The 17,479-nt window shown below is 71.9% G+C and carries 18 protein-coding genes and 7 tRNA genes; 15 read left to right on the plus strand and 10 right to left on the minus strand.

Annotated elements, in window-relative coordinates; translation table 11 throughout:
• The first annotated feature begins 193 nt into the window (after nucleotides 1-193).
• Complete coding sequence (locus tag ACLJT4_RS25040) at nucleotides 194-403, plus strand: hypothetical protein (protein WP_016577615.1); 210 nt, start codon at nucleotides 194-196, stop codon at nucleotides 401-403.
• Nucleotides 404-635: 232 nt separating this feature from the next.
• Here the strand turns inward: ACLJT4_RS25040 and ACLJT4_RS25045 are convergent.
• From ACLJT4_RS25045 to ACLJT4_RS25065, 5 genes are all read right to left on the minus strand, one after another.
• Nucleotides 636-707 (minus strand) — tRNA-Val (locus ACLJT4_RS25045).
• Between the two features lie 39 nt (nucleotides 708-746).
• Nucleotides 747-818 (minus strand) — tRNA-Val (locus ACLJT4_RS25050).
• 24 nt (nucleotides 819-842) lie between these two features.
• Nucleotides 843-914: transfer RNA gene (locus tag ACLJT4_RS25055), tRNA-Val, on the minus strand.
• Between the two features lies 1 nt (nucleotide 915).
• Nucleotides 916-989, minus strand: a tRNA-Cys gene (locus tag ACLJT4_RS25060).
• Between the two features lie 38 nt (nucleotides 990-1,027).
• A tRNA-Gly gene (locus ACLJT4_RS25065) sits at nucleotides 1,028-1,100 on the minus strand.
• A gap of 177 nt (nucleotides 1,101-1,277) precedes the next feature.
• On the opposite strand from ACLJT4_RS25065, the gene ACLJT4_RS25070 reads away from it, so the two are divergent.
• From ACLJT4_RS25070 to ACLJT4_RS25080, 3 genes are read left to right on the plus strand one after another with little or no spacing between them, the layout of a single operon-like run.
• Complete coding sequence (locus ACLJT4_RS25070) at nucleotides 1,278-2,348, plus strand: chorismate-binding protein (protein WP_411125400.1); 1,071 nt, start codon at nucleotides 1,278-1,280, stop codon at nucleotides 2,346-2,348.
• On the plus strand, nucleotides 2,345-3,169 hold the full coding sequence (locus tag ACLJT4_RS25075) for an aminotransferase class IV (RefSeq protein WP_411125402.1): 825 nt from the start codon (nucleotides 2,345-2,347) through the stop codon (nucleotides 3,167-3,169). Before ACLJT4_RS25070 ends, ACLJT4_RS25075 begins: the two co-directional genes overlap by 4 nt.
• A 38-nt stretch (nucleotides 3,170-3,207) precedes the next feature.
• Nucleotides 3,208-4,038, plus strand: coding sequence for a GNAT family N-acetyltransferase (locus ACLJT4_RS25080; RefSeq protein ID WP_411125404.1), 831 nt, complete (start codon nucleotides 3,208-3,210; stop codon nucleotides 4,036-4,038).
• A 62-nt stretch (nucleotides 4,039-4,100) separates the two neighbouring features.
• On the opposite strand, the gene ACLJT4_RS25085 is transcribed toward ACLJT4_RS25080, so the two are convergent.
• Nucleotides 4,101-4,661: a DsbA family protein gene (locus tag ACLJT4_RS25085; protein WP_411125406.1), complete on the minus strand. Its 561-nt coding sequence runs from the start codon at nucleotides 4,659-4,661 to the stop codon at nucleotides 4,101-4,103.
• Between the two features lie 173 nt (nucleotides 4,662-4,834).
• On the opposite strand from ACLJT4_RS25085, the gene ACLJT4_RS25090 reads away from it, so the two are divergent.
• Nucleotides 4,835-5,281 carry a hypothetical protein gene (locus ACLJT4_RS25090; protein ID WP_411125408.1) on the plus strand — a complete coding sequence of 149 codons (447 nt, stop codon included), beginning with the start codon at nucleotides 4,835-4,837 and terminating at the stop codon, nucleotides 5,279-5,281.
• Between the two features lie 68 nt (nucleotides 5,282-5,349).
• Nucleotides 5,350-5,505 carry a hypothetical protein gene (locus ACLJT4_RS25095; RefSeq protein ID WP_016575873.1) on the plus strand — a complete coding sequence of 52 codons (156 nt, stop codon included), beginning with the start codon at nucleotides 5,350-5,352 and terminating at the stop codon, nucleotides 5,503-5,505.
• Between the two features lie 62 nt (nucleotides 5,506-5,567).
• Here ACLJT4_RS25095 and ACLJT4_RS25100 read toward each other — a convergent pair whose 3' ends face one another.
• A complete protein-coding gene (locus ACLJT4_RS25100; RefSeq protein WP_038518300.1) occupies nucleotides 5,568-6,134 on the minus strand; it encodes a CGNR zinc finger domain-containing protein in 567 nt (188 codons plus the stop codon).
• Nucleotides 6,135-6,358: 224 nt separating this feature from the next.
• Nucleotides 6,359-6,772 (minus strand): SsgA family sporulation/cell division regulator, encoded by a 414-nt coding sequence (locus ACLJT4_RS25105; RefSeq protein ID WP_003959770.1) that lies wholly within the window; start codon nucleotides 6,770-6,772, stop codon nucleotides 6,359-6,361.
• Between the two features lie 371 nt (nucleotides 6,773-7,143).
• On the opposite strand from ACLJT4_RS25105, the gene ACLJT4_RS25110 reads away from it, so the two are divergent.
• The 3 genes from ACLJT4_RS25110 to ACLJT4_RS25120 all read left to right on the plus strand — a co-directional run bounded on the left by ACLJT4_RS25110 (nucleotide 7,144) and on the right by ACLJT4_RS25120 (nucleotide 7,926).
• Nucleotides 7,144-7,215: transfer RNA gene (locus tag ACLJT4_RS25110), tRNA-Val, on the plus strand.
• Nucleotides 7,216-7,301: 86 nt separating this feature from the next.
• A complete protein-coding gene (locus ACLJT4_RS25115; protein ID WP_016575875.1) occupies nucleotides 7,302-7,772 on the plus strand; it encodes an SRPBCC family protein in 471 nt (156 codons plus the stop codon).
• 82 nt (nucleotides 7,773-7,854) lie between these two features.
• Nucleotides 7,855-7,926, plus strand: a tRNA-Val gene (locus ACLJT4_RS25120).
• Nucleotides 7,927-8,063: 137 nt separating this feature from the next.
• Here the strand turns inward: ACLJT4_RS25120 and ACLJT4_RS25125 are convergent.
• Nucleotides 8,064-8,789: an exonuclease domain-containing protein gene (locus ACLJT4_RS25125; RefSeq protein WP_411125411.1), complete on the minus strand. Its 726-nt coding sequence runs from the start codon at nucleotides 8,787-8,789 to the stop codon at nucleotides 8,064-8,066.
• A 227-nt stretch (nucleotides 8,790-9,016) separates the two neighbouring features.
• On the opposite strand from ACLJT4_RS25125, the gene ACLJT4_RS25130 reads away from it, so the two are divergent.
• The 6 genes from ACLJT4_RS25130 to ACLJT4_RS25155 all read left to right on the plus strand — a co-directional run bounded on the left by ACLJT4_RS25130 (nucleotide 9,017) and on the right by ACLJT4_RS25155 (nucleotide 15,632).
• The gene (locus ACLJT4_RS25130) at nucleotides 9,017-9,604 is read left to right on the plus strand and encodes a DUF4365 domain-containing protein (RefSeq protein ID WP_037633201.1); all 588 of its coding nucleotides are present in this window, start codon (nucleotides 9,017-9,019) and stop codon (nucleotides 9,602-9,604) included.
• Nucleotides 9,604-10,815 (plus strand): hypothetical protein, encoded by a 1,212-nt coding sequence (locus ACLJT4_RS25135; RefSeq protein WP_411125413.1) that lies wholly within the window; start codon nucleotides 9,604-9,606, stop codon nucleotides 10,813-10,815. The genes ACLJT4_RS25130 and ACLJT4_RS25135 overlap by 1 nt, the downstream gene beginning before the upstream one ends.
• 101 nt (nucleotides 10,816-10,916) lie before the next feature.
• Nucleotides 10,917-12,896, plus strand: a complete 1,980-nt coding sequence (thrS, locus tag ACLJT4_RS25140) for a threonine--tRNA ligase (protein WP_411125415.1) — start codon at nucleotides 10,917-10,919, stop codon at nucleotides 12,894-12,896.
• A gap of 77 nt (nucleotides 12,897-12,973) precedes the next feature.
• A complete protein-coding gene (locus ACLJT4_RS25145) occupies nucleotides 12,974-13,531 on the plus strand; it encodes an HIT family protein (RefSeq protein WP_016579182.1) in 558 nt (185 codons plus the stop codon).
• Nucleotides 13,532-13,623: 92 nt separating this feature from the next.
• Entirely contained in the window at nucleotides 13,624-14,433 is an 810-nt protein-coding gene (locus ACLJT4_RS25150; RefSeq protein ID WP_411125417.1) for a polysaccharide deacetylase family protein, read from the plus strand.
• Nucleotides 14,433-15,632, plus strand: a complete 1,200-nt coding sequence (locus tag ACLJT4_RS25155) for a hypothetical protein (RefSeq protein WP_411125419.1) — start codon at nucleotides 14,433-14,435, stop codon at nucleotides 15,630-15,632. The genes ACLJT4_RS25150 and ACLJT4_RS25155 overlap by 1 nt, the downstream gene beginning before the upstream one ends.
• Before the next feature lie 102 nt (nucleotides 15,633-15,734).
• Here ACLJT4_RS25155 and ACLJT4_RS25160 read toward each other — a convergent pair whose 3' ends face one another.
• Nucleotides 15,735-17,393: a hypothetical protein gene (locus ACLJT4_RS25160; RefSeq protein ID WP_016574753.1), complete on the minus strand. Its 1,659-nt coding sequence runs from the start codon at nucleotides 17,391-17,393 to the stop codon at nucleotides 15,735-15,737.
• Nucleotides 17,394-17,479 lie beyond the last annotated feature (86 nt).

A 17,479-nucleotide genomic window follows, 5' to 3' on the forward strand; every position in this document is an offset into this window, starting at 1 on the left:
CGCCGCGCTCCCTCTCCACCCAGGGGAGTACGCCGGGCCCCCTCCCGTCATCCTCCTGGAGGCCGGTCAAGCGGTACGACGGCATGACGCCCGGCCCCGCCCGCGCGCCTAGGCTTGAGATCAAGCGGCGGGCGCAGCACTCGTCCCCCGAGGCCAGACGCCCGCCGCTCCGGATCATGACAGGAGCAGGGCGATGGCGGACACGACGGGGCGGACGGCCCTCCGGGCGCGGGGCCACCGGGCCACCAACGCGCTCGGCGGCAGCCGACCCACCGGTACCCGCCATCCCCTCATAGCGGTCGCCATGGTGCTGCCGCTGGCGTTTCTCCTGGCCGTGGTCTTCGGCGGCTGGGAGGCCGTCGTCACACAGGCGTCGTCCGTGGTCGGAATGCTGGGGCGCTGAGCGGGCGCCCCGGTCCTGGGAGAGCGGCCCGGGACGGGGACCTCCGACCGAAACCCCGTGGGGACGGGGGTGCGGCGGACGGCACGATTGGCCGGGCATCTGGGGAGATGCCCGGCCATCGGGTTTTTCGGGAACGACCGGCGGGCCCGGGGGAGTTGTCCCCGTCGACCCGGTGCTGTCGGCGACAACGACCGAGGGCCGGAGCATCAGCTCCGGCCCTCGACCTGCGGTGTGGACGATACTGGGATTGAACCAGTGACCTCTTCCGTGTCAGGGAAGCGCTCTCCCGCTGAGCTAATCGTCCTCGGGACCGCGGATCTCGAAGATCACCGCGGGTACTGCGTGCGCGATACTGGGATTGAACCAGTGACCTCTTCCGTGTCAGGGAAGCGCTCTCCCGCTGAGCTAATCGCGCGGGGATCCGGCGATACCGGATCAGTGGACGATACTGGGATTGAACCAGTGACCTCTTCCGTGTCAGGGAAGCGCTCTCCCGCTGAGCTAATCGTCCTTGGAGGTGGAGACGGGATTTGAACCCGTGTAGACGGCTTTGCAGGCCGTTGCCTCGCCTCTCGGCCACTCCACCAGGAGTGTGCAGGGGGTTCGGGATGATCCCCCACATCGAGCGGACGACGAGACTCGAACTCGCGACATCCACCTTGGCAAGGTGGTGCTCTACCAACTGAGCTACGTCCGCGGGTGGCTCTCCCTGACTAGGTCGGGAAGCTACCTGGCCTCCGGGGCGCTTTCGTGTCCCGGCGACGTGTTGAACTCTAGCGGATTCCTGGGCCAGTACAAAAACGCGTTTGTGCAGCGTGCTGCGCTGCTCGCTCGGCCCGGGCGATCGACGGTGCCCGGCCATAGACTCACTGACGTGCACGATTTCGCTCCGATGGCCCGCTTCGGCGGCCTGATAGCCACCGACCTGCGCGATGTGACCAGCGATCCCGCGGCACTGGATTCCGCGGGCTGGTGGGCGGTGACCGCCGACTTCGAGGGGGGCGTGGTCTGCGCCCGCTTCGGCGACGTCCGCCCGGCCACGGCCGCGGACGCCCCCGCGCCCGACGCCTGGCGGGGCCCCACCCCGGCCGACTGGTGCAGCTCCATGGACCGCACCGCCTACACGGACGGCGTCCGGCGCATCCGGGACCACATCGCGGCCGGCACGGTCTACCAAGTGAACCTCTGCCGGGTGTTGACCGTGCCGCTGCCCGACCCCGACCGCGCCGACGTGGACGCGCTCTCCGCCGTCCTCGCCCGGGGCAACCCCGCGCCGTACGCCGGAACGATGCGGCTGCCCGCGCACGGCGTCGAGATCGCGACCGCCTCCCCTGAGCTCTTCCTGCGTCGGGACGACCGCACCGTGGAGTCCGGCCCCATCAAGGGCACCGGTCGCACCGCCGCGGACCTCTCCGCGAAGGACCGCGCGGAGAACGTGATGATCGTGGACCTGGTCCGCAACGACCTGGGCCGGGTGTGCGCCACCGGTTCGGTCACCGTTCCCGCCCTGTGCGCGGTGGAGGAGCACCCCGGCCTGGTCCACCTCGTCTCCACCGTGCGCGGTGAACTGGCCGAGACCCACGAGAAGACGGCCTGGGCCGATCTCCTCGGTGCCACCTTCCCGCCGGGCTCGGTCACCGGAGCCCCCAAGTCCAGCGCCCTGCGGATCATCGACGAGCTGGAGACCGCCCCGCGCGGCCCCTACTGCGGCGGCATCGGCTGGGTGGACGCCGACCGGCGTACCGGCTGGCTCAACGTCGGCATCCGCACGTTCTGGATCGACCGCGCCGCCCCCGCCGGCCCGGTGCTCAGGTTCGGCGCCGGCGCCGGGATCATCTGGGACTCGGATCCGGACCGGGAGTGGGCGGAGACCGAGTTGAAGGCGCGCCGACTGCTCGCGGTAGCGTCCGGTGAGCACGAAGTGAGCGGAGGACTGAACCGATGAAGATCTGGCTCGACGGCGAACTGCAGGACGCCGGGGAGGCCCGCGTCTCGGTCTTCGACCACGGCCTGACGGTCGGCGACGGGGTCTTCGAGACGGTCAAGGCGGAGCGGGGGCGGGCCTTCGCCCTCACCCGCCACCTGGAGCGGCTGGCCACCTCCGCGCGTGGCCTCGGCCTGCCCGCCCCCGACCTCGACGAGGTGCGACGCGGCTGCACGGCCGTCCTGGACGCCAACCCGATGGCGCTGGGGCGGCTGCGGATCACCTACACCGGGGGCCTCTCCCCACTCGGCTCGGATCGCGGCGAGGCCGGCCCGACCCTGGTCGTCGCGGCCTCCGAGGCCGCCCGGCGGTCCGACACCACCGCCGCGGTCACCGTCCCCTGGACGCGCAACGAGCGCGGTGCCCTCGCCGGCCTGAAAACCACCTCGTACGGGGAGAACGTCGTCGCCCTCGCCCGCGCCCGCGAACGGGGCGCCTCCGAGGCGCTGTTCGCCAACACCGTCGGTGCGCTCTGCGAGGGCACCGGCTCCAACGTCTTCGTCGTCCTCGACGGCGAACTGCACACCCCGCCGCTGGCCTCCGGCTGCCTGGCCGGTATCACCCGGGCGCTGACCGTGGCCTGGGCCGGCGCCAAGGAGACGGACCTGCCGTGGGACGTCCTGGAGAGCGCCGAGGAGATCTTCCTGACCTCCACACTGCGCGACGTCCAGGCCGTGACGCGGATCGACGACCGCCAACTCGCCGACGTGCCGGGCCCGGTGACCGCCGAGGCGATGCGGATCTTCGACCGGGAGGCGGCCGCGGACTTCGACCCCCGCTGAGGGTGACGGGCCCGCGGGCGGGCGAGTACAAAGTCCTCGTGACCACTACGCTGCGCCCCGCGGGCCCCGAAGTACGACACGACGACGGCCGCCGGTCCCGCCCCTACGACATCTGCGTCAACAGCCGCCGGGTCGGCGGGATCCAGCTGGCCACCGACGCCCGGTTCGGGCCCACGGCCGGCCGGATCGAGGCCCTGGGGGTCGACGCGCCCGACCGGCACCGCGGCCGGGCCACGGTCGCCGCGCTGGCCGCCGAGGAAGTGCTGCGCGGTTGGGGGTGCCGGCAGATCGAACTCACCGTGCCCGCGGACGCCGAGGCCGCGGTGCGCCTCTCGGCGGCCCTGGGCTACACCGAGCGCAGCCGCACCATGGCACGGGCCCTGACCCGGCCCGGCGGGCTCCCGGACGGCAGCGTCGATCGGCCGATGTCCGAGGCCGAGTACCCGGCCTGGCGGGACGCGGCGGTCGCCGAGCGCATCCGGTCGGAGACCGCCCAGGGAGTGCCCCTCGCACACGCCGAACGGATCACGGTCGCCGAACACGACGCGCTGTTCCCCGAGGGCGCGGCCACCCCCGGTCAGGTCCTCCGGGTCCTCGCCCACGAGGGCAGGGACGTCGGCACCCTCTGGCTCGCCCTGCGGCTGCCCGGGCAGCCCGGTGGCTACGTGCGGGACGTCCGGGTGGCGCCGGAGCACCGCGGCGAGGGCCACGGCCGCAGCCTGATGCTCGTCGCCGAGCGCGAGACCCTGTCCGCGGGCCGCGGCTCCCTGGCCCTCAATGTCGCCGCCGACAACGTCCCGGCCCTCGGCCTCTACCGGTCGCTGGGCTACCGGACCACCGCCTACCGCATGTGGAAGCCGATCCTCTGAGCAGCAGCCCGCGGGGCCGGGCCGAGCCGGCCCGGCCCGGCCCGGCCGCTCTTCCCGGTGCGTCAGCCCGCCGCGGCGTCCTGCTCGGCCAGCAGCCGCTCGACGATCTCCTCGATCCGCGCGCGCAGTCCGTCCTGGCTCTTGCCGCCGTCCAGTCGTTCGCCGCCGACCTCGTAGGTCGGGGTGCCGGTCACGCCGATCGCCTTGCCCTCGGCCTGGTCCGCGTCCACGACCAGCAGGTGCCGTCCGTCGACGAGCGCGGTGTCGACCTCCTCGGCGTCCAGCCCCAGCTCCGCGGCGATGTCCACCAGCGCCTGCTCGCCGCGCTTGCCGAGTTCGTCGGTCCGCGCCAGCACCGCCTCGACATACGGCCAGCTTCGGCCCTGCCCGGCGGCCTCCTCGGCGGCCTGGGCGGCCGCGTAGGCGTGCTTGTGCTTCGCCAGCGGGAAGTGGCGCAGCCGGATCTCCAGCCGGTCCTCGAAGCGCTCGCGCAGCGCCCGCACGTCCGTCAGAGCGGTGGCACAGTCCGGGCACTGCAGATCGCACCACACGTCGAGCACGGGGCGGACGGGGCGGGTGGAGCTGACGGGGTTGCTGGGGCCGGAGGCGGCGGCGTCGTTCATGCGGCCAGTCTTCCAGCCCGTCGACCCGGGGAGGAACCCGGACCTGCGGAGGAGGGCGACCCGGAGATCTCCCTGAGGTCCTGGTCGGAACGTGGCCTGGGCGGGGTCCGAGAGGGCAGGATGGAAGAGCGCGCGGAACGCCCGCTCGCCCCTTCGACCGGCAGGAGGACCGGATGCTGACCTCGACAGTCTGTGCCGCGGTGTCGGCAGCGGGCTTGGGCATCGCCGCGCTGACCGCTTACCGCAAGCGTTTCCTGGCCGCGACCCGGATCGCCGCCTTCGCCCTCATCCCGATCGGCCTGGTCATGACGGGCGTCGTCGACTGGGTCACCAGCATCGTCTTCAAGCCCACGGTCTGGGCCGGGTTCGGGGTGCTCGCGGTCTCCGCGGCACTGTTCGCGCTCACCAGGCTGGTGGAGCGGCGCCGTGGGGTGGCGGGCCGCAAGGAGCGCCGGGCCGCGGCGGGTTCCGAAGTGGCGGCGGTGGCCCCGGCAGCCTCCGCGCCGTCCCTGGGCACCGGTCGGAAGGCTCCCGCCAGCGCCGCGGCCCCGAGCGCCGGCAGCGCTCCCAAGGATGACTTCTCGGACATCGAAGCGATCCTGAAAAAGCACGGGATCTGATGAACTCCCCCTGCTGAGGGGCCCATTGCGGGCTCCGAGACGATCATCTGCGCGATGATGCGCGCGAGATGAACGATGAGTGCGCCCTCGCCCAAGACGACGCCCCGTCCGCCGAACCGCGCGGTTGCCTGTTCGCGCTGTCCCAGCCGCCGCTGATGCTTTTCCTAGCCGTGATCGGCCTGCTGCTCCTCCTGGGAGCGGTGCACGACCTCTACATCCTCTGACCCCCGGAGCCGTCCGATGTGACGGCTCCGCCCGGGGGCGGGTCGCGGCTCCTCGGCCGGTGTCAGCCCGCCGCCTCCCGCCGCCGTGCCCGGTACGCCGCGACGTGCAGCCGGTTCCCGCAGGTCCGGCTGTCGCAGTAGCGCCGCGAGCGGTTGCGGGAGAGGTCCACGAAGGCGTGCCGGCAGTCCGGTGCCTCGCAGCGCCGCAGCCGCTCGCGCTCCCCGGCGACGAGGATGAACGCCAGCGCCATCCCGCCGTCCGCGGCCAGGTGGTCGGCGACCGTGGCGCCCGGCGCGAAGTAGTGGACGTGCCAGTCGTAGCCGTCGTGGTCGGTCAGCTGCGGCGTGGTGCCCGCGGAGGCGACCAGCGCGTTCAACCGCGCGGCCGCGGTGTGGTCGTCGCCGGCCGCGAAGATCTCCGCGAACCGTGCCCGCACGGCCCGCACGGCGGCCAGGTCGTCCGGACCGAGCGATCCCACACCGCTGACCTCGTTGCGCCGGACGAACTCGGTGAGGGCCGGGAGGTCGGTGAGGCTGTCCGGGGCACCGGGGGAGTCGCCCTCGGGAGCGGTGTTCAACAGGTCGACGACCGCGTCCAGCGCGCACCGGGTGTCATGGGTGATCAGCACGGTTCCGCTCCCTGGCCGGGTGGGGTCGGCCGGTGCCGCCCCGGTGTCGTTGGCGAATGGTCGCCGACTCTAGCGCCTGGGACAAGCTTCGGCGCCGTCCCCGCGGTGGGTCCGCGGTGACGGCGCCGAAGTGTGCCGTGTGAACTTGTCGGTCCTGCGCCGTCTCCCCGAGTCGGACGGTCGCAAGTGTGAGCGGGTGGATGCGGTGGGTTGCGTGCTGCGTCTCAGCTCTCCGCCAGGATGTGGGAGAGCTCCGTGTCGAGATCGAAATGGCGATGCTCCGTACCGGGCGGTACGGCGGCATCCGTTCGCTTCAGGAACGATTCCAGCGCCCGTGCCGGGGCTTCCAGCAGGGCTTCTCCTTCCGGGGAGCTCAGGGCGATGCAGACGACGCCCTGACCGTGGCTCCGGGACGGCCAGACGCGGACGTCGCCGGTGCCCGTGGGCCGGTGGAGGCCCTCGGCGAGGAGGTCGCGGGCGAAGACCCACTCAACCGTTTCCTCGGCTCCGGTGTGGAAGGTGGCGTGCACGGCATAGGGATCGGCCGTGTCATACCGCAGGCCCGCGGGTACAGGCAGTGAGGACTCGCTCGACACAACGAGGCGCAGGTGCAGCTCGCAGCTGACCGTGGTGTTCATAAGCGCCAGGGCCTTTCGCTCAGTGTGCGCTCGGGGATTCGCACGTCGGCGAAATCGACATGCCACCTACGGTGCCGTTGTAAACCCCTCTGACGGTTTTGGGTGGCTTCAGGTACCTCTTACGGCGGATTGCGTGAGCGTCCCCGGCGGTAATTTCGCCAGGCGATCCCGTCCGTTGCGCAGGCGTGACGAATACGCAGAGTAACGGAGCGGGGGGTGCTTTGCGATGATCTCCGTCGGTTCGGCGTGCCGGACGCGACGGCCGCGCCGACGAACGGGCGGGGGTGGCGTCTGCTCCGGGTGTGCGGAGGTCTGCGGTGCCGCCGTGGTCGGGAGCGCCTCCGACGTGCGGTAATGTTGGCGATGCGCCCGGGCGATTAGCTCAGTGGGAGAGCGCTTCGTTCACACCGAAGAGGTCACTGGTTCGAACCCAGTATCGCCCACCCCGGACGACGGCCCGGAGACTCAAGTCTCCGGGCCGTCGCGGTTGTTGAGGGGTTTCCCGGGTGCCGGGGCGCACACTGGGATCATGTTCGCCCCCTCCGGTCCGCCCGGCCGGCTCCACCGCTACCACTTCCGTAGCGTGTGGCAGCTGAGCGCCCAGCCCACCGTCGTCTATGCGGTCCTGGAGCGGGGCGAGGCGTATCCCCGCTGGTGGCCGCAGGTGCGCGAGGTCGTTCCGCTCGACGATCGCAGCGCCAGTGCGCGGTTCCGGTCCTCCCTGCCGTACGAGCTGGCCGTGGTGGCGACCGAGGTCCGGCGGGATCCGGGGGGCGGGGTGCTGGAGGTCGAGATGGGCGGGGACCTGGTCGGTCGGGCGCGCTGGACGGTCGCGCCCGGGGCCGGCGGCACCCGGGTCGTCTTCGAGCAGGACGTGGAGCTCCGCAAGCCGGCGCTGCGGCGGTGGGCGCTGGTCGGGCGGCCGCTGTTCCGGATCAACCACGCGCTGATGATGCGGGCCGGACGGCGCGGGCTGGCGGCCTGGCTGGCCCGCGGATGAGGGGCTCGGCGGGGAATTTGATGGAAGGGCGTGACGACCTGTATCGTTCAGGTCGTTCGCGGGGGAAACCCCGCCGGAACCCGGGCGATTAGCTCAGTGGGAGAGCGCTTCGTTCACACCGAAGAGGTCACTGGTTCGAACCCAGTATCGCCCACCGGAATCCTGAACCGGGCCGCCAAGAGGCGGTCCGGTTCTTTTCATTGGCCCGGTGCGGCTTCGTCTTCGGAACGGTGATTCCGTTCCCTTCCCGGTGGACTTCGTGGGAATTCCCGACGGAATTCTGATGGGTAATCAGGCGGCGGTGGGGAGTTCCGGCCGCAACGGCCAATGCGGGTCGACCGACTCCGGGGAACCGCTGCGGGCGAACCACGCCTGGAGGCCACGCGCCTGGGCGGCGAACCAGACCGCCTGCCGGGTGTGCAACTCGGCGGGTTGCAGCCCGTCCAGCCGGTCGGCGAAGCGCCGGCCCACCTCCCGGACCACGCGCAGTGCGGCCAGTGCGTCCGCGGCCGCCTCGTGGGCGTCGGCCAGTTCGACCTCGTAGTGCGCGCAGAGGTCGGTGAGGGTGCGGCGGCCCTTGCGGTAGCGGTCCAGGTGCTTGTCCAGGACCCGCGGGTCGAGGACGTGCAGGGGGTGCGCCCCCAGGTAGGCGTCGAGCGAGCTGGCGCGGTGGCGCTTCAACTCCCGTTCCAGGAGCGTGAGATCGAACGGGGCGTTCATCACCACCAACGGCCGGCCGGCCACCGCCTGGGCGGCCAGCGCCCGGGCCACCTCCTCCAGCACCGGCGCCGGCCAGCGGCCGTGCCGGGCGAGGTGGTCGGCCGTCAGTCCGTGCACCGCCGTCGCGGCCTCGGGTATCTCCACGCCCGGATTGACCAGCCAGCGGGTGACGCGCGGGGCGGCGCGCGGGGTTTCCTGGATCACCAGGGCGGCGGAGACGATGCGATCGCGCTCGACGTCGATGCCCGTCGTCTCGGTGTCGAAGGCGGCAAGTGGACCGTCATACCAGCGCGGCATCATCCAACTCCTCGCGGTCGTACGGGGGATGGCGGTGCGACGTCATCCGTGCTGGTGATACCCGAGTTGCAGTCGGCTCGAACCGCCCTTGTTTGCGGCCCGCTTGACGCGGAGACAACGACAGTGACGGGCCGGCGCACCGTGCGCGGTCCGGCGGCTCCCGAGCGCCGGACCCCGCCCCGCCGCCCGGAAACAGACGATTCGGCACGGCCCGGAAGGCATCCGCGATGACCCTCGCGCAGCCCGAACCGGGCGGGCTGTCCCCCGCAAGCGGGCGGTACCCCCGGCCCTCTCCCACACCGCAGCGCGGTGGCCTGGCCACCACGGCCTGCATGGAAACCCTCCAGGTGGGCTACCTGCACGCGGTCGCCGCCGCGGCCGGTTGCTCGCTGGCGCAGCCCTTCCCGGACAACGGCATCGACTGGCACGTCAGCCATGCCGCGCCCGGTCACACCGTCGACGACGAAGTCACCATCAAGGTGCAGCTCAAGTGCACCTACCAGACCGCCCCGCGCCCACCGGGGCCGACGTTCGCCTTCACGCTCGACAACGACCACCTGGTGAAGCTGGCCCGCTCGCCGGTGGCGGTGCACAAGATCCTCGTCGTGATGCTCGTCCCGCGGGACCCGGACGACTGGCTGCGGGCCGGACACGACCACCTGGAACTGCGGCACTGCTGCTACTGGACCAACCTCGCCGGCCATCCGGTGACCGGCCGGCGCCGGACCACTGTGCGGATCCCGACCACGCGGATCTTCGACGACCGCGCGCTCCGCGAGATCATGACGCGGGTCGGGGCGGGAGGGAGACCCTGATGGCGCGGTCCACCGATGACTACGGTGCGGCACCACCGGATCCGGCGCGGCTCGACCCGACGGTGCTCGCGGCCCTGTTGGCCCGGCACGGGTGGCGGCGCCGCAGCGGCGCGGCCGGCCACTACGCCCGTTGGACCCCGCCCGACGGGGCCGGCGGGACCAGTCTGCTGGTGCCCCAGGACCGGCGATTTCCGGACAGCGCCGAGCTGTTGGCGGAGGCGTTGGCCGCGCTGGAGCGGAGCGCCGCACCGTCGGCCCGCGAGGTGCTGGTCGGGCTCGCGGTGCCCAGCGACGAGGTCCGTTGGGAGCGCGAGGCCCCGGACGGCGGGCCGGGCACCGCGCACTGGGTGGCGCAGGAGCAGCTGCGCGCCGCGGCCCGCGCGCTGTTGACCGCCGGCGCGCTCGGCAGCTACGCCCGGGCCGGCTATTACGGCGCCCGGCACCAACGGCGGGCCGAGGGGTTCCTCGGCCAGGTGTTGGTCGGCCCGGGCCCGGCCGGTCGGCACCTGGCCGCGTTCGTGCCCGTACGGGCCGGACGGGGCGTGGTCACCGGCCTCCAGCGGGCCCTGCACGCGGCCCGGGACGCCACCGACTACCAGCGGGCCGCCGGCGGCATGGAGGCGTTCGACGCGGCGGTCGGACTGGGCGTCTGCCACGAGCTGGTGCAGGCGTTGATCGCGCTGGTGCGGGGCGCGGAGGGGGTCCGGATCACCCTGTGCTGGTCGCCGGCGGCCGGCGCCCCGGCGGGTTTCGCGGCCCGCCCCGAACCGGTGGAGTTCTCGCCCGGCGATCTGCCCGCGCTCCAGCGGGCCGCCCGGCGCTACGTCCGTGCCGAGCCGTCGCTGCCGGTGCGGGTGACCGGTTCCGTCGTCCGGCTGCGCCGGGAGCGTCCGGACGGTCCGGGGTCGGTGCGGCTGCGGGTGATCAGCGGGGCCGACGTGGGGCAGGTGCGGGCGGCGCTGGAGGAGGAGGACTACCGGATCGCCGGCCACGCCCACCTGGCCGGGTTGCCGATCCGGGTGAGCGGCCGGCTGGAGAGCCGGGGCGGCTTCCGGCGGATCACCGGCGGTCGGGACGTCACCCCCGTCCAGGTCGATCCGGCCGATCGGGACCGGCTGATGAAGGCGCTGGCACAGGCGCCGACGGAAGGCGGCGACGACGGCTTCGACGACGCCGAGGAGGTGTGCGACGTGCCGCCGGCGGACGGCTGAGCGGGCGGCCGGCACCGTTTCGCGGTGTGGTCCCGCGGCTCGGTACGATTCGGGGGCGCAGCAAACGCTGACGCGCGAAAGACATGAGTCAGGAGAGACCGGTGTCAGACGTCCGTGTGACCGTCCAACGCGATTCCGAGCGGGAAGAACGCGTGGTGACCACGGGGACTACGGCCGCCGACCTCTTCCAGGGCGAGCGCAGCGTCGTGGCCGCACGGGTGGCCGGCGAGCTGAAGGACCTCGCCCACGAGCTGGCCGACGGCGACGAGGTCGAGCCCGTCGAGATCACCTCCGAGGACGGCCTGAACATCCTGCGGCACTCCGCCGCGCACGTGATGGCCCAGGCCGTTCAGGAGCTCTTCCCGGAGGCCAAGCTCGGCATCGGCCCGCCGATCAAGGACGGCTTCTACTACGACTTCGACGTCGAGAAGCCCTTCCACCCGGACGACCTCAAGCGCATCGAGAAGAAGATGCAGGAGATCCAGAAGCGCGGGCAGAAGTTCTCCCGCCGCGTGGTCTCCGACGAGGAGGCCCGCGCGGAGCTGGCCGACGAGCCGTACAAGCTGGAGCTGATCGGCCTCAAGGGCTCCGCCGCGGACGCCGCCGAGGGCGCCTCCGCCGAGGTCGGCGCGGGCGAGCTGAGCATCTACGACAACCTCGACGCCAAGACCGGCGAGCTGTGCTGGAAGGACCTGTGCCGCGGCCCGCACCTGCCGAGCACCCGCGCCATCCCGGTCTTCAAGCTGATGCGGTCGGCCGCCGCCTACTGGCGCGGCAGCGAGAAGAACCCGCAGCTCCAGCGCATCTACGGCACCGCCTGGCCGACCAAGGACGAGCTCAAGGGCTACCTGGACTTCCTCGCCGAGGCCGAGAAGCGCGACCACCGCAAGCTCGGTGCCGAGCTGGACCTGTTCTCCGTCCCGGAGCAGATCGGCTCCGGCCTGGCCGTCTTCCACCCCAAGGGCGGCATCGTCCGGCGCGTGATGGAGGACTACTCGCGGCGCCGCCACGAGGAAGAGGGCTACGAGTTCGTCTACACCCCGCACGCGACGAAGGGGAAGCTCTTCGAGACCTCGGGCCACCTGGACTGGTACGCCGACGGCATGTACCCGCCCATGCAGCTCGACGAGGGCGTGGACTACTACCTCAAGCCCATGAACTGCCCGATGCACAACCTGATCTTCGATGCGCGCGGCCGCTCGTACCGTGAACTGCCGCTGCGCCTCTTCGAGTTCGGGACGGTGTACCGCTACGAGAAGTCCGGCGTCGTGCACGGCCTGACCCGGGCCCGCGGCTTCACGCAGGACGACGCGCACATCTACTGCACCCGCGAGCAGATGGCCGACGAGCTGGACCGGACGCTCACCTTCGTGCTGAACCTGCTCCGCGACTACGGTCTGGACGACTTCTACCTGGAGCTGTCCACCAAGGACCCGGAGAAGTTCGTCGGCTCGGACGAGGTCTGGGAGGAGGCCACCGAGACCCTCCGCCAGGTCGCGGACAAGCAGGGCCTCCCGCTGGTCCCGGACCCGGGCGGCGCCGCCTTCTACGGCCCGAAGATCTCCGTCCAGACCAAGGACGCGATCGGCCGCACCTGGCAGATGTCGACGATCCAGCTCGACTTCAACCTGCCGGAGCGCTTCGACCTCGAATACACCTCGGCGGACGGCACCAAGCAGCGGCCGGTCATGATCCACCGCGCGCTGTTCGGGTCGATCGAGCGGTTCTTCGCGGTGCTGCTGGAGCACTACGCCGGCGCCTTCCCGGCCTGGCTGGCCCCGGTGCAGGCCACCTGCATCCCGATCGGCGACGCGCACGTCCCGTACCTGGCGGAGTTCGCCGCGGAGGCGAAGGCCCGGGGGCTGCGGCTGGAGGTCGACTCCTCCTCGGACCGGATGCAGAAGAAGATCCGGAACGCGCAGAAGGCCAAGGTGCCGTTCATGATCCTCGCCGGTGACGAGGACCTGGCCGCCGGCGCGGTGTCGTTCCGCTACCGCGACGGTTCGCAGGAGAACGGCATTCCGAAGGAAGCGGCGCTGGCCAAGCTGCTGGACGCGGTGGAGCGTCGCGCCCAGGTGTGACGCGACGGCCTGCACGCACGAGGGGCGGTCCCGATCGGGACCGCCCCTCGCCGCTTCCCCCGCCGGCCCGGGAGAATATGCTTCGCAACATGACGAGTGAGCCGGAACAGCAGATCGGAGTCGGGACGCAGGACGCCTTCCAGCGCCTGTGGACGCCCCACCGGATGGCGTACATCCAGGGGGAGAACAAGCCGAGCGGCCCGGGGGCCGACGACGGCTGTCCGTTCTGCACCATTCCCGCGAAGTCGGACGAGGACGGTCTGGTCGTCGCCCGCGGTGAGCGGGTGTACGCGGTGCTGAACCTCTACCCGTACAACGGCGGGCACCTCATGGTCGTCCCGTTCCGCCACGTCGCCGACTACACCGACCTCGACGAGGCGGAGACGGCGGAGCTGGCGGACTTCACCAAGCGGGCGATGACGGCGCTGCGCACCGCCTCCGGGGCGCACGGTTTCAACATCGGGATGAACCAGGGCAGCGTGGCCGGCGCCGGGATCGCCGCCCACCTCCACCAGCACGTCGTCCCCCGCTGGGGCGGCGACACCAACTTCATGCCGGTGGTCGGCCACACCAAGGTCCTGCCCCAACTCCTCGCCGACACCAGGGCGATGCTGGCCGCGGCATGGCCGGTGTAGCAGGGGTGCGCGTCGGGTGAACGCGGCGACACGCACCCGAATGAATCGTACATATCGCACCGATTGGGAATTTTTGCGCCTCTAATGGGGTGGTGACTTCCCTAGATCGTCGCTTCGTGCTGCGCGCCGCCGCCGCCGCCGCGGCCGCGGCCGCCGGCGCGCTCACGGCGGGCTGTGATCCGAAGCGATCGGCGGACGACTCCGCCTCCCGACCGGCCGGCGGCGGCCCGACCCCCCAGGGGACGGGCCGGTCCGCCCCCGCCCGGCAGCCCGCCGCCCGGCCGCCGACCCGCGCCCCCGGCCTGCCCGCGGAGATCGAACACGGACCGCGCGACGGCCACGCGGTGGCCCTGACGTTCCACGGCAGGGGCGACCCCAAGCTGGCCGGGGCGCTGCTCGGCGAGGCCGAACGGGCCGGCGCCCGGGTCACCGTGCTGGCCGTGGGCGAGTGGCTCGACGAGCAGCCCGCGATGGCCCGCCGCGTCCTGGACGGCGGCCACGAACTCGGCAACCACACCATGCACCACCGCAACATCTGCGCGTTGCCGGCCGCCGCCGCGCTCGCCGAGATCAGCCAGTGCGCCGACCGGCTGCGCAGGCTCACCGGCAGCATCGGCAGCTGGTTCCGCCCCTCGCAGACCCAACGGGCGACCCCCCAGGTGATCCGGCTGGCCCGTCAGGTCGGCTACCCGCACGTCCTGTCGTACGACGTGGACTCCCTCGACGCGAACGACCCCGGCGCCCCGGCCGTCCAGCGCATGGTCCTGGACGGCATCCGGCCGGGGTCGGTCGTCAGTCTCCACCTCGGGCACGCCGGCACGGTGGCCGCGCTGCCCCCGATCCTCGACGGCCTCCGCCGGCGCGGTCTGCGCGCGGTGACGACAACGGAGCTAGTGACCTGATGGCTGACCGGAACCGTACCCACCCCCGCCCGCCCGGCTCCCGGCCCACCCGGCGGGCCGCGCTGCTCGTCGCGGCCTGCGCCCTGGTGGCGGCGGGCTGCGCCGGCGGCGGGGAGCAGACCGCCCCCGCGCGGTCCGCCGGAGCCTCGCCGCACAAGGCCGTCGTCCAGGGGCTGCCCGGGATGCCGCCCGTGCTGGACGCGCGTGACCTGTACGCCGCGGACCGGCCCAACCGGCTGGCGCCGCAGGTCAAGAACTTCCCGTCGCGGATCTACGTGCCCAACACCGGCTCCGACACGGTCACCGTCATCGACCCCAAGACCTACAAGGTGATCGAGACGATCCCGGTGGGCGTGCAGCCGCAACACGTGGTGCCGTCCTGGGACATGAAGACGCTGTGGGTCAACAACAACCGGGGGCACGACCTCACCCCGATCGACCCGGCCACCGGCAAGGCCGGCAAGCCCGTCAAGGTCCACGACCCGTACAACCTCTACTTCACTCCGGACGGGAAGTACGCGGTCGTCATGGCGTCGATGGACCGTCAGCTGGTGTTCCGGGACCCGCACACCATGGCGATCCGCAAGACCCTCCCGGTCAGCTGCGCGGGCGTCAACCACGCCGACTTCTCGCCGGACGGGAAGTACTTCATCGTCTCCTGCGAGTTCTCCGGTGAACTGCTCAAGGTCGACACCGCGAAGATGACGGTGATCGCCCAGCAGAAGCTCCCGTTCGAGGGGGCGATGCCGCAGGACGTGAAGATCTCGCCGGACGGCAAGACCTGGTACGTCGCCGACATGATGGCCGACGGCGTCTGGATCCTGAACGGCGACACCTTCGACCGGCCGAAGCTGCTGCCCACCGGCAAGGGCGCCCACGGCCTCTACGTCAGCCGCGACTCCCGGACCATGTACGTCTCCAACCGGGGCGAGGGATCCATCTCGCTGCTGGACTTCAAGACCGGGGAACTCGTCAACAAGTGGCACATCCGCGGCGGCGGCAGCCCGGACATGGGCGGCGTCTCGGCGGACGGCAACGTGCTGTGGCTGTCCGGGCGGTACAACTCCGAGGTCTACGCGCTCGACACGCACACCGGGAAGACCCTGGCGAAGATCCGGGTGGGCGTCGGGCCACACGGGCTCGCGGTCTACCCGCAGCCGGGACGGTACTCGCTGGGGCACACCGGGATCTTCCGCTAGGACGTGCCCGCCGGATCCGACCGGCGGCGGAACGGAAACGGGCGCGCGCCCGGCGGGAAGCCGGGCGCGCGCCCGTGTGCACACGGAGCGCGGGGCCGTGCCCTACGCGTTGTACTCGTCGGCCTTCTTCGGCTCGGCGCTCTGGACCATCCCGCTGAGCACCAGGGAGCGGTTGTCGAACCGCTCGACGTCGACGCCGTTCTCCTTCAGGACGCTCATCGCGGCGGCGTGCACGGCCCGCAGGACCGGGGTCGCGGCGCGCAGCGCGTCATCGGCCATGAAGCGGTGGCGCCAGGGCTTGTCGGCCCAGACGTGGCGCAGCCCGAACGGCTCGGGCAGGGCGAGCTTGCCGCCGAGGAAGTCCAGCACCGGCGGGAACCACGTCAGCGGGGCGCGGGCGGCCAGCCGGACCACCTCGGACGGCTCGATCAGCGGCAACGTCTGGGTCTTGGTCTCCCAGAACCGCACGACCTTGGCCACTTCCTTGGTCTTGGGCGACGGCTTGCCGGTGAACAGGGAGTTGACCGGGCCGAGGGCGTGGCCGCTGACCTCGATGCGCAGCGTCTCGTGCAGGACGGTGACGGTGATCATCAGCGTGAGCACCAACTGGCCGTCCCACAGGACGAACTGGACGCCGAGGTAGTGGCGGTCGCCGCTGCCGAACTGCTGCTCGTTGCAGATCCGCGCTATCTCGTGGTCGCGGACCTCGTACCCGTCGACGTGCGTGCCCTCCGGGCGGGAGACGGCCTTGGCCTTCTCGCCCACGGGGGAGACGATCCAGTGGCGCACGGACGGCGGCTGCTGGAAACCGCCGGTGTGCAGCGGGCTGCGCTCCAGCAGGCGCAGCCGGTCGTGGATCGCGCGGATGACGTCCCAGCTGCGGAACGGGTGGATGTCGGTGCCCTCTTGGGCCGGCCGGAGCTCCTCGGCGAGCTGCCAGGTGCCCCACCGGGTGCCCATGCCGAGTATGCCCTTGGGGCCGGCGTAGAAGACGACGTTGCTGCGCTGCTCGGCGGAGACCTTGGCGAGGTTGTGGCGCAGGGTCTCGGCGGAGGTGTGGTTCGGGTCCTGCGGCACCGCCTCGGGGATCTTCGCGGCGACGCCGCCGCCCTCCAGCAGCCCCTTCCACGCCTCCCGCAGCGTCACTGCCGTCCGCTCGCAGATCTGCTTGGCCAGCCACCAGCCGACCACCGGGGCGATGAGCATCCCCCGGGCGTACAGCGGCCAGAAGCCGTTGAGCGGCAGCTTGATCATGAAGAACAGGCCGACCGCGGCCAGCAGGGCCAGCAGCACGCCGCCCAGCGGCGAGATGCCGTTGCCCTCGCCGTCCTTGGAGAACATCTTGCGGAGTTGGAAGGCGCCGAGCCACAGCAGCACGCCGGGCAGGAAGAGCAGCCCGCACACCACCATCAGGACCGTCAGCTGGGCGTCGCGCTGCTTGCGGATGCGGGTGGCCGACAGGCAGTGCTCGACGACCGTCTGCGGTTCGGTGCCGAAGGACTGGATCAACGGACCGCGGCCGCCGCCGAGCATCCGCACCTGGACGGCGCGGGCGAACGCCTCGCCGAGGTTGGGCGCGAACAGCGACAGCTTGGGCTTCTTGATCTCGGACGTGCCGGAGTCGGAGTCGGCCTTGGAGATGTCGGCCAGCGGGCTGTCCCGGTAGGCGGCCGAGGCCAACGCCTGGGTCGCCGCCGTCTGTCCGGCGCCCCCCGAGATGGGGACCTGCGCCCCCGGACTGAAGTCAAAGCCGTCTGCCACTACCGCCCCCATCACGCGCGTATCCGCTGATGCGCTCTACCCGACTACGGTTTGGCGCACACCTGCTGGGCCGGTGTGCTCGCAGG

Origin of the sequence: Streptomyces sp. x-19 (genome assembly GCF_046549115.1) — a bacterium.
Classification (GTDB): Bacteria; Actinomycetota; Actinomycetes; order Streptomycetales; family Streptomycetaceae; genus Streptomyces; species Streptomyces albulus_C.